Origin of the sequence: Mesorhizobium sp. M0800, from assembly GCF_040320095.1 — a bacterium.
GTDB lineage: Bacteria > Pseudomonadota > Alphaproteobacteria > Rhizobiales > Rhizobiaceae > Mesorhizobium.
Genome location: NZ_JAMYOZ010000025.1, coordinates 46317 through 55469 on the forward strand (window position 1 = coordinate 46317; position 9153 = coordinate 55469).

A 9153-nucleotide genomic window follows, 5' to 3' on the forward strand; every position below is an offset into this window, starting at 1 on the left:
AGGGACCATACGATGCGCCGCGCCGACAGGCTCTTCCAGATCGTGCAGCATCTGCGTGGTGGTCGTCTGGTCACCGCCCAGAAGCTGGGCACGTGGCTCGAGGTTTCCGAGCGGACGATCTATCGCGACATCGCAGACCTGCAGTCGACCGGCGTGCCGATCGACGGCGAGGCCGGTGTCGGCTACATGATGAGGGAGGGTTTCGACCTTCCGCCGCTGATGTTCACGCGTGACGAGATCGTCGCGCTGGTCGCCGGCGCCCGCATGGTGCGCGCCTTTGGTGGCGCGGCCATGGCGCGAGCCGCCGACGAGGCGCTGGTCAAGATAGGCGCCGTGTTGCCCGACGCCGAAAAGGACCGCATCGCCCGTACCGAGATCCACACGCCGATGTGGGTGGTAAGCGATGCCGCCCGCGAAGCCATCGACCTGATCGAGCGGTCCATCGAGAAACGTCAGGTGCTGACCATCGACTATTCGGATGAGGCCGGCCGCAGCACTGCGCGCGACATCCGCCCGCTTGGCCTGTGGTTCTGGGGCAAGGTGTGGACCTTGGTCGCCTGGTGTGAGATGCGCGGCGATTTCCGCGCCTTCCGCATCGACCGCATCGCCTCGGTGGTCATCGCCGGCCGCACCTTCAAGCCGGAGCGCGGCAAGCAGCTCGCCGATTTCTATCGCGCGGTGGAGCGCAGCGAGGATTACGGCATGGCGCCGGACCGGGCGGCGCGAAGCTGACGCGGAAGATCACAAAAAAGCCCGCTTGAAAGCGGGCTTTTTGTTTTGGATGCCAGACCTATTCCTCTTCGTCGGCGTCCTTGTCCTTCGACTTCAGCGCCGAAAGCTTGGCGAAGACGGCGTTGGCGTCAAGTTCGCGGTCCTCGTCCTTCGGCTTTTCGGGCGCCGGCACCAGCCGTTCGGTCAAGGCGGCCGGCAGCAGCGTATCGCCGACCGGCTGCGCCTGCTCGCGGCCGCGCGAGGCGCGGTTGATTTCCATATCGAGGTCGATCTGCGACGTCAGGCCGAGCGTCACCGGATCCATCGGCTGGAGATTGGCGGAGTTCCAGTGCTTTCTGTCGCGGATCTGGTCGATCGTCGACTTCGTTGTGCCGACAAGGCGGGCAATCTGCGCATCCTTGAGCTCGGGATGGTTGCGCACCAGCCAGAGGATGGCGTTGGGCCGGTCCTGGCGCTTCGACAGCGGCGTGTAGCGCGGACCCTTGCGTTTGGATTCCGGCACCCGCACCTTGGGATCGGAGAGCTTCAGCCGGTGGTTGGCGTCCTTCTCGGCGCGCGCGATCTCGTCGCGAGTGAGCTGGCCGGTCATGATCGGGTCCATGCCCTTGATGCCTTGCGCCGACTCGCCGTCGGCGATCGCCTTGACCTCAAGCGGATGCAGTCCGCAGAACTGCGCGATCTGCTCGAAGGAAAGCGCTGTGTTGTCAACCAGCCAGACGGCGGTCGCCTTTGGCATCAGCAGCGTATTGGCCATTACAAAAATCCTTCTCGTTCGCCCGCGTTCCCGCGCGGGCGGTGGTTTAGAGCCACCAAAATGGGAAAATCGCGGTCTATATAACCGCTCGCTCGCCGTTTCGCAATGTTTTTGGCAGGCGCGCGTCAAGGACGGCACGGCAGCGCGACCAGCAGACCGCGAAGGGTCGGCAGATGACGCCATGCAGTCGAAAGCTTCAAAAAGACAAAGCCCGCCAGACCAAGGTCGGGCGGGCTCGGAACCGGCGACGGAAATCCGTCTGCTGCGGCTCTGGCTTCTAAAGCTTGATCCCGAACCGCGGCTCGGCGTTGCCGAAAAGCAGCGCCCGGTCTTCGAGCGGGATCGTGCTCGAGATCAAAGCCCTTTGCGGGCGATTCTCTCGATGTCGCCGCGGTTGATGCCGAGGTCGTTGAGCTGACGAGCATTCAGCCGGTTCAGTTCGCGCACGGTTTCGTTGTACATGCGCCAGTTACGGAAAGCGCGGATCGGGTTCATGATAGTCCTCCATCGTTTTGATGCCGCGTAAATAGGCATCGGCGATGAAAAATTGAACAGACGCTTTTGCATGGCCGCAATGCGTTTGTTGCATTGCACCATTAAGCTTTCGTTCAGCCTGTTTGCGGGCCGTCAGGCGACATCGAGCACAATCTTGCCGATGTGCTCACCCTCCTCCATCCGCTCATGCGCCCGCCACGCTTCCTTGAGCGGGAAGATCGTATCCATCACCGGCGCAACCTTGCGCGTGCCGAGCAGCGGCCAAACCTGCGCCTCCAGCGCAGCCGCAACTGCCGCCTTGAACTCCACGGTGCGTGGCCTGAGCAGCGATCCTGTGTGCACGAGCCGCTTGGCCATGATCTTGAAGAAATCGGCGCTCGCCACCGCCCCGCCCTGCGTCGCGATCTGGACGATGCGGCCTTCCATGGCTGCAGCCTCATAGTTTCGCGCCACATAGTCGCCGCCGACCATGTCGAGGATGACATTGGCACCCTTGCCGCCGGTTGCCTCCTTGACTGCGGCGACGAAGTCCTCTTCGCGGTAGTTGATCGCCCGGTCGGCGCCGAGCTTGAGGCAGGCGTCGCATTTCTCCTTGCTGCCGGCGGTGGTGACGACATAGGCGCCGAAAGCGGCGGCAAGCTGGATCGCCGTGGTGCCGATACCCGACGAGCCGCCATGCACGAGCAGGGTCTCGCCGCTCTTCAGGCCGCCGCGCTCGAAGACATTGTGCCAAACAGTGAAGTAGTTTTCCGGCAGCGCCGCCGCTTCGGTGTAGGTAAAGCCGGCGGGCAGCGGCAGCACGCTGCCGGCGTGCACTCTGACATATTCGGCATAGCCGCCGCCCGCCGTCAGCGCACAGACCCGGTCGCCGACGCGCCAGCGCGATATCTCGTCACCAAGGGCAGCGACTTCGCCTGCTGCTTCCAGGCCCGGCAGATCCGACGCTCCCGGCGGTGGCGGATAGGCGCCCTTGCGCTGTTGCACGTCCGGCCGGTTGACGCCGGCGGCCCGCACCCGGATCAGGATCTCGCCGGGACCGGGAACCGGTACGTCGCGGGTTTCCGGTTTCAGCACCCGCGGCCCGCCCGGTTCCGATATGGCGATCGCCATCATCTTCGCCGGAATTTTCTGTGCGTTCGCCATGAATTTTCCCGTCGTGCTCCGCCGGTTTCTCGTGCCAGCTCTTGCCCGCCATTTGCATCCATACCCTTGCCCTATGTATGCTCATTGGCAAATCAGGCAAATGGGCAATCACGGAGGAGCGACGATGGCGATCTTCGACGACGAACCCAAGAAGAAAGCGCGCCCGCACGAGATCGGGCAGGATCTGTCGCTGCTTTCCGTCGATGAATTGTCCGAACGGATCGGCATCCTGCGCGACGAGATCGCCCGGCTGGAAGCCGAGCTCAAGACCAAGGGCTCGACCAAGTCGGCGGCAGAGGCGCTGTTTCGCCGCGGGTAGTTACTGCGGGTAATTCCAAAAGCTCGGGCACGCCGCCGAAAAGCCCGAATGCCGCTGTCTCCAGACTTGTGCCCAAAACCCCAGCCGGATTGAAAAATGTTCGCAAGCTACAGACCGATCCTCTCGCTGCTGCGCGGCACCGCGTTCCTGTTGGCGGCATCCGGACTGCACGGTCTGCTGTTGCCGCTGCGCGGCCAGGTGGAGGGCTTCTCGACGGCATCGCTCGGCCTGATGGGCACGGCTTGGGCCGGCGGCTTCGTCACCGGCTGCTTCTTTGCGCCACGCATCGTGCGCCGCGCCGGTCATGTCAGGGCTTTCGGCGCCTTTGCCGCATCGGGAGCGATCGTCGCACTGCTCACCGGCCTGATCATCGACGAATATACCTGGATTCTGCTGCGCGCCTTCACCGGCTTCACCATGGCCGGCGCCTTCATGGTCATCGAAAGCTGGCTTAACGAGAAGGCCACCAACGAAAACCGCGGCACCGTCTTCGGCCTCTACATGATGGTCACCTATGCCTCGATCATGGGCGGTCAGATGATCGTTGCCGGCGGCGATGTGAGATCGGCGTCGCTGTTCATGATCACCGGCATTCTGTTCTGCCTGTCGCTGATCCCGACGGCGGTCTCGACGGCGTCTCACCCCAAGCCGCTGCAGGACGTGTCGCTTGACGTCAAGGGGCTCTACGTCAATTCGCCGGTGTCGGCGATCGCTTGCGTGCTGATCGGCATCGCCAACGGCGCCTGGGGTACACTTGGTGCCGTCTATGGAGCGCGCATCGGCATCTCGACAGCCGAGATCGCGCTGATGATGAGCCTCGTGGTCATCGCCGGCGCCGCCATGCAGCTTCCGGCCGGGCGGCTCTCCGACACGACGGACCGTCGTTTCGTGCTGGCGGGCGCGGCCTTCGGCGCTGCGCTGTTTGCCATCGCCATCTTCCTGTTCGAACCGCGCTCCGGCGTCTTCGTCATCGTCTGCACCGCCGCCTACGGCGCCTTCGCCTACACGCTCTATTCGATCGCGGTGGCGCATGCCAATGACCATGCGCGATCGGAGGACTTCGTCAAAGTGTCGGGCGGCCTGCTGCTGCTTTATGGCTTCGGCACGATGATCGGTCCGCTGGTGGCCGCCGGCCTGATGGGCTGGATGCGCCCTGAGGGGCTGTTCCTGGCCACTGCGCTCGCGCATCTCAGCCTGGCTAGCTATACGCTGCTGCGCATCAGCCGTCGCGCGCCGGTGCCGATCGAAGGCCGCGATGCCTTCAAGACCCAGCCGGCCGATCGCTCGGTGACGCCGGAAGCGTTGCGGCTCGACCCGCGCAGAAAAGCTGAAGCCGACAGTTGAGATTCGAGGCGCTTTGCCCCACAAATAAGGCATGATGCTTTCCGACGCCTTCATGGCGATTGCCGATCCCAACCGGCGCCATCTCTTGGAAGAGCTCCGGCGCGGACCGAAGACCGTCAACGAATTGGCATCCGGCTTGCCGGTGTCCCGCCCGGCCGTTTCGCAGCACCTGAAGGTGCTGCTTGATGCGGGGTTGGTCAACGCCAAGCCGGAAGGCACCAGGCGCGTCTATACGGTCAGCAATGCCGGCTTCCTGAAGCTCAACATCTGGCTTGACCAGTTCTGGGATGCGGAGCAGCTCGGTTCACCCGGAAGCTGAGAGGCATCGTCAGCGCGTCGAGCAACTATGCAGCATCGGGCCTAGAGCAATTCCAGGAAAAGTGTGAAACGGTTTTCCGTCCGGAATTGCGCAAAAACAAAGAGATAGAGCGGTTCGGCGTTTCCGTGAAACGATGAACCACTCTAGCCATTGTTGTAGGGGAAGAGCTTGAAATACGGCTGCGCTTCCTCGATCACACGGGCAATCGAGGGGCGTTGCAGCAACCGGTCGTGATAGCGCCTGACCGCAGGATATTCGTCTCCGAACGGCTCGACCTTGTTGGCGTAGAACAGCGCCGGGGCGGCAGCGCAGTCGGCCATGGTGAAGCTCGCACCCACCGCCCTTGTCCTCGACTGCATGTCCTGTTCAATGATGGCGTAGGAGCTGCGCAGCTGGGCGCGGGCCTGCTCGACGCCGAACGGATCGGTCTTGCCCTCCGGCCGCAGCCGGTCGCCAACGATCTTCTGCATCGGTTCCTGGACGTAGAAGTCATAGAAGCGGTCGGCGAGCCGGGTCTGACGGGCGAGATCGAGATCGCCGGGGATCAGCTCGACCGGTCCGGGATAATACGCGTTGAGATATTCGATGACGATCGTCGATTCCGGCACGGTCCGGTCCAGCGCCTCATCGCGCAGCACCGGCATCTTGCCGGCCGGCCACAATTTCAGGAACGCCGCGCGCGACTGTTCGTTGCCGAGATCGACGACGACCGATGTGAATGGCGTGCCGTTCTCATAGAGCGCGATCAGCGGTTTCCAGCAGAAGGAGGCCAGCGGATGAAGATGCATCGTCAGGGACATTTTTGCTCCTATCTTTGGTGCTTCGTCTCGCGGGCATCCGGTGTCAAGGTTCGGCCCGCTGCTACGTGGCCCGGCTGTGGGCGACGATCGCATCGATGATCGCGGCCCAATCGTCGGGATGCAGCTCGTGGCCGCCGCCCTTGATCCGGACCAGTCTTGCACCGGCGACCGCGTCGGCAAGAGCGGCGCCATGCTCGGCTGGAAAGATCGGATCGTCGGTGCCGTGGATAACGAGGAGCGGAATCTTCATCTCGTGCAGCCGCCCCGTCCAGTCCTCGCCGCTCCGATCTTCGCCGCCCTTGAGCATGAAGTGATTGGTCGCGCTGAGAAAGCCGCCGGACCGGTCGTAGTCCTGTTCCACGAACGCTCTCGTCCGCGCCTCATCGAACGGATGCGCGGTGCCGGCGAGCGCACGCGCGTTTTTGACCATGAAATCGACCGCTTGGCCACGGTCAGACCAATCGACCTTCGCGCCTTCGGCCGAATGTTTCCTATAGGCCTCGGTGGTTCCGGGCAAATGCGACGTATCGATGCCCAAGGGCGAGCTGCTGATCACCGTCAGCGAAGTGACACGCGACGGGTATTTCAACGCAACGAGCTGCGCGATCATGCCGCCCATCGACATGCCGACCACGTGCGCCTTTCGGATTCCCTGGTCGTCAAGGACGCGGACGGCATCGTCCACCATGTCGTCGAATGTATAAGGCGGCTCGCCCGGCGCGTATTTGGTCGAACGGCCGGTATCGCGATTGTCATAGCGGATCACGAAGCGACCCTCGCCGGCCAGCTTCCGGCAAAACGCTTCGGGCCACCAAAGCATGGAAGCCATCGCGCCCATGATCAACAACACCGCCCGATGGGCCGGATCGCCGAAGGTCTGGGATACGATTTCGGGGTGTTCGGCGTGTCTCATGACTTTCCTCCTTGGGCTGCAAATCCGATTGCAAGTTGCAATCAGTTGCACGATATTAAAACGATACGACATTGCAACCGGTTTTTGGAGATTCGCATGAACATCGATCGTCGGTCCGGATGCCCCATCAACCTGTCGCTCGAAGTGTTCGGTGACCGGTGGAGCCTGATCATCCTTCGCGACATCATCTTCGGCGGCAGACGCCACTTTCGCGAACTGCTCAACGGCTCGATGGAGGGCATCGCCTCCAACATCCTCGCCGACCGGCTGAAGCGGCTGATGGAGCTCGGCATGCTGACCAAGGCGGACGATCCCTCCCACAAGCAAAAGGCGATCTACAGCCTGACCGAAATGGCGATTACGCTGGTGCCGATCCTGGCGCATCTCGGCGCCTGGGGCCGCGTCTGGCTGCCGGTCAGCGAAGAGCTCTCTATCCGTGCCGAGCTTCTGGAAAAAGGCGGCCCGCCAATGTGGGATAAGTTCATGAACGAGTTGCGCCACGAGCATCTGGGTGCGTCTCCCGCCCCATCTGGACCCACCGTCCGCGCGACTTTGCAGGCCGGATACGATGCGGTAGTCGCCCGCAAGGCGGAGCGAGTCGGCTGCGATCCGGCGCCATGACCAACTTATTTTCCCAATTGCGGGCTGGCTCTGCTATCAAGGGACTGAAGATAATTTACGGATTGGATAACGCTCTTGGTCGAGAACTCTAAGGACACTGCCCGTGCGCGGGCCGATTTGCGTTTCAAGAAACAGGAAGAGGCAGCCACGGTTCGCCAGAAGGCGATGGCGGAATATGTCGCCGAGAGCGACGCTCGCCAAGCCAAGACCAACAAGCTGCGGGCGCTGCGCCTCGCCAAGGAAGCGGAAGACCTGGCCAATGCGCCTCCGGCCCCGGTGAAGAAGCCTCGCGCCAAGAAGAAATAGGCCGGCGCTCCCAGAATGCATGCTTCCTTTCGCACGCGAAACAGTTCACTCGGAGTCTGTTCTGCCGTTGATAACTGGCGCGTTTAGGAGACGGCCATGACCGCACTGACGCTCGACAAAGCCCTTGAAATCATCGCCGCCGCCTTTGCCAAGGGTGCCGAGCTCAAGCTCAGGCCGCTTGGCGTCTCGGTGCTCGACGCCGGCGCCCATCTGGTCGCGTTCCAGCGTCAGGACGGCGCCTCGTTCCTGCGTCCGCAAATGTCGGCCGGTAAGGCCTATGGCGCGCTCGCTATCGGCATGGGCTCGCGCCGGGTGGAAGCTTTCGCCAAGGAGCGCCCGCATCTGATCGCCGGCGTCTCCGACGTGTCGGGCGGGCGCGTCCTGCCGGTCGTCGGCGGCGTGCTGATCCGCGACAACGCCGGCACCATCATCGGCGCCATCGGTATTTCCGGCGACACGTCCGACAATGATGAAACGGCAGCCATCGCCGGCGTCGAGGCGGCTGGCTTCACCGCTGACCCGGGCTGAGTCGGGATCCTTAACTCATATTGATGTCGCGGGTGGCCGACCGCATCGACACCGAAAAGCCGGCCAGCACGTCGATCAGCGCTATGACCATCAGTGTGAAGAAAACGGAATGGGCGGCGCCCTTCACCAGCAGGAACTCGACCAGATAGGCCACAAAGACGAAGGTCGACAAAAGATGGTCCATGATCGAGGCATTTGTCGTGCGCGTCGACTTCACCACTTCGACGAACAAGAAGATCAGTGCGATCAGCACGATGAGGTCGCCGAGGGTCATCGAGAACACGCCACCCGACATCATCCGGACCGAAAACATTTCGGTGGCCCACGGATCGTCGCCGCTGCCGAATATTCCCAGAAGCCCGAGATTGTAGAGGATGAAAGGCACGATCAGCAGCGGGATGGCACTGAACATGTGGCGGCTCCGGTTGGACTGATCTTTGTAGAGTGCGCCCGGCGTTCGCCGTCAAGAATTTTCGTGCGGCCGATAAACACGGACAAAGACGGCGTGAAACAACAATGTCAGGCCCGGCTGATATGATCAGTTGTCGCAAACGCAAAAAGACCGGCCAATGGCCGGTCGTTTCGCAACCCATAAACCCTCGAAAGCTCTCTCAGCTTTCCTTCGGCTCCAGAACCTGGCGACCGCGATACATGCCGGTCTTCAGGTCGATATGGTGCGGACGGCGCATCTCGCCGGAGTTCTTGTCCTCGACATAGGTCGGGGCCTTCAGTGCGTCGGCAGAACGGCGCATGCCGCGCTTCGACGGAGAGGTTTTTCGTTTCGGAACGGCCATGGATATGCTCCACTACATGGTCAAAACGCCCCGGCGGCCCTCGTGAAAGGGCCACATCAGGGGCCGGAATCTGAGAAAGTCGGGT

At 62.5% G+C, this 9153-nt stretch carries 14 protein-coding genes; 7 read left to right on the forward strand and 7 right to left on the reverse strand.

The genetic code is table 11. The features are described 5' to 3' along the window. Positions 1 to 12 precede the first annotated feature (12 nt). A complete protein-coding gene (locus NKI18_RS24350; RefSeq protein ID WP_023678491.1) occupies positions 13 to 732 on the forward strand; it encodes a helix-turn-helix transcriptional regulator in 720 nt (239 codons plus the stop codon). Positions 733 to 790: 58 nt separating this feature from the next. On the opposite strand, the gene NKI18_RS24355 is transcribed toward NKI18_RS24350, so the two are convergent. From NKI18_RS24355 to NKI18_RS24365, 3 genes are all read right to left on the reverse strand, one after another. Then, positions 791 to 1486, reverse strand: coding sequence for a DUF1013 domain-containing protein (locus NKI18_RS24355; RefSeq protein WP_023678492.1), 696 nt, complete (start codon positions 1484 to 1486; stop codon positions 791 to 793). A 354-nt stretch (positions 1487 to 1840) separates the two neighbouring features. Next, positions 1841 to 1981 carry a DUF1127 domain-containing protein gene (locus tag NKI18_RS24360; RefSeq protein ID WP_023678493.1) on the reverse strand — a complete coding sequence of 47 codons (141 nt, stop codon included), beginning with the start codon at positions 1979 to 1981 and terminating at the stop codon, positions 1841 to 1843. A 132-nt stretch (positions 1982 to 2113) separates the two neighbouring features. Beyond that, positions 2114 to 3124, reverse strand: coding sequence for an NAD(P)H-quinone oxidoreductase (locus NKI18_RS24365; RefSeq protein ID WP_352454845.1), 1011 nt, complete (start codon positions 3122 to 3124; stop codon positions 2114 to 2116). Between the two features lie 124 nt (positions 3125 to 3248). Between NKI18_RS24365 and NKI18_RS24370 the strand changes: the two genes are divergently transcribed. The 3 genes from NKI18_RS24370 to NKI18_RS24380 all read left to right on the forward strand — a co-directional run bounded on the left by NKI18_RS24370 (position 3249) and on the right by NKI18_RS24380 (position 5106). Further along, positions 3249 to 3443: a DUF1192 domain-containing protein gene (locus NKI18_RS24370; RefSeq protein WP_023678495.1), complete on the forward strand. Its 195-nt coding sequence runs from the start codon at positions 3249 to 3251 to the stop codon at positions 3441 to 3443. Between the two features lie 96 nt (positions 3444 to 3539). Further along, positions 3540 to 4787: an MFS transporter gene (locus NKI18_RS24375; RefSeq protein ID WP_352619713.1), complete on the forward strand. Its 1248-nt coding sequence runs from the start codon at positions 3540 to 3542 to the stop codon at positions 4785 to 4787. Positions 4788 to 4818: 31 nt separating this feature from the next. Next, positions 4819 to 5106, forward strand: coding sequence for an ArsR/SmtB family transcription factor (locus tag NKI18_RS24380; protein ID WP_023678497.1), 288 nt, complete (start codon positions 4819 to 4821; stop codon positions 5104 to 5106). 143 nt (positions 5107 to 5249) lie between these two features. Here NKI18_RS24380 and NKI18_RS24385 read toward each other — a convergent pair whose 3' ends face one another. Together NKI18_RS24385 and NKI18_RS24390 are read right to left on the reverse strand one after the other, a co-directional pair. Further along, positions 5250 to 5906, reverse strand: a complete 657-nt coding sequence (locus NKI18_RS24385; protein WP_352619712.1) for a glutathione S-transferase family protein — start codon at positions 5904 to 5906, stop codon at positions 5250 to 5252. Between the two features lie 61 nt (positions 5907 to 5967). Beyond that, positions 5968 to 6819, reverse strand: a complete 852-nt coding sequence (locus tag NKI18_RS24390; protein WP_352619711.1) for an alpha/beta fold hydrolase — start codon at positions 6817 to 6819, stop codon at positions 5968 to 5970. Positions 6820 to 6915: 96 nt separating this feature from the next. Between NKI18_RS24390 and NKI18_RS24395 the strand changes: the two genes are divergently transcribed. The 3 genes from NKI18_RS24395 (at position 6916) to NKI18_RS24405 (ending at position 8274) form a co-directional block, all read left to right on the forward strand. Next, positions 6916 to 7440, forward strand: coding sequence for a winged helix-turn-helix transcriptional regulator (locus tag NKI18_RS24395; protein WP_352451127.1), 525 nt, complete (start codon positions 6916 to 6918; stop codon positions 7438 to 7440). Positions 7441 to 7515: 75 nt separating this feature from the next. Beyond that, complete coding sequence (locus NKI18_RS24400) at positions 7516 to 7746, forward strand: hypothetical protein (RefSeq protein WP_023678501.1); 231 nt, start codon at positions 7516 to 7518, stop codon at positions 7744 to 7746. A 96-nt stretch (positions 7747 to 7842) separates the two neighbouring features. Continuing rightward, positions 7843 to 8274 carry a GlcG/HbpS family heme-binding protein gene (locus NKI18_RS24405; protein WP_023678502.1) on the forward strand — a complete coding sequence of 144 codons (432 nt, stop codon included), beginning with the start codon at positions 7843 to 7845 and terminating at the stop codon, positions 8272 to 8274. Positions 8275 to 8284: 10 nt separating this feature from the next. Here NKI18_RS24405 and NKI18_RS24410 read toward each other — a convergent pair whose 3' ends face one another. Beyond that, complete coding sequence (locus NKI18_RS24410; RefSeq protein ID WP_352619710.1) at positions 8285 to 8686, reverse strand: hypothetical protein; 402 nt, start codon at positions 8684 to 8686, stop codon at positions 8285 to 8287. Between the two features lie 199 nt (positions 8687 to 8885). Then, a complete protein-coding gene (rpmF, locus tag NKI18_RS24415) occupies positions 8886 to 9068 on the reverse strand; it encodes a 50S ribosomal protein L32 (protein ID WP_006203806.1) in 183 nt (60 codons plus the stop codon). Positions 9069 to 9153 lie beyond the last annotated feature (85 nt).

Bases quoted from the DNA above. Each gene is read 5' to 3' on its own strand.
- rpmF (WP_006203806.1), bottom strand. From the start codon at position 9,068: ATGGCCGTTCCGAAACGAAAAACCTCTCCGTCGAAGCGCGGCATGCGC.
- NKI18_RS24395 (WP_352451127.1), top strand. From the start codon at position 6,916: ATGAACATCGATCGTCGGTCCGGATGCCCCATCAACCTGTCGCTCGAA.
- NKI18_RS24405 (WP_023678502.1), top strand. From the start codon at position 7,843: ATGACCGCACTGACGCTCGACAAAGCCCTTGAAATCATCGCCGCCGCC.
- NKI18_RS24370 (WP_023678495.1), top strand. From the start codon at position 3,249: ATGGCGATCTTCGACGACGAACCCAAGAAGAAAGCGCGCCCGCACGAG.
- NKI18_RS24350 (WP_023678491.1), top strand. From the start codon at position 13: ATGCGCCGCGCCGACAGGCTCTTCCAGATCGTGCAGCATCTGCGTGGT.
- NKI18_RS24410 (WP_352619710.1), bottom strand. From the start codon at position 8,686: ATGTTCAGTGCCATCCCGCTGCTGATCGTGCCTTTCATCCTCTACAAT.
- NKI18_RS24355 (WP_023678492.1), bottom strand. From the start codon at position 1,486: ATGGCCAATACGCTGCTGATGCCAAAGGCGACCGCCGTCTGGCTGGTT.
- NKI18_RS24375 (WP_352619713.1), top strand. From the start codon at position 3,540: ATGTTCGCAAGCTACAGACCGATCCTCTCGCTGCTGCGCGGCACCGCG.
- NKI18_RS24360 (WP_023678493.1), bottom strand. From the start codon at position 1,981: ATGAACCCGATCCGCGCTTTCCGTAACTGGCGCATGTACAACGAAACC.
- NKI18_RS24385 (WP_352619712.1), bottom strand. From the start codon at position 5,906: ATGTCCCTGACGATGCATCTTCATCCGCTGGCCTCCTTCTGCTGGAAA.
- NKI18_RS24380 (WP_023678497.1), top strand. From the start codon at position 4,819: ATGATGCTTTCCGACGCCTTCATGGCGATTGCCGATCCCAACCGGCGC.
- NKI18_RS24365 (WP_352454845.1), bottom strand. From the start codon at position 3,124: ATGGCGAACGCACAGAAAATTCCGGCGAAGATGATGGCGATCGCCATA.
- NKI18_RS24390 (WP_352619711.1), bottom strand. From the start codon at position 6,819: ATGAGACACGCCGAACACCCCGAAATCGTATCCCAGACCTTCGGCGAT.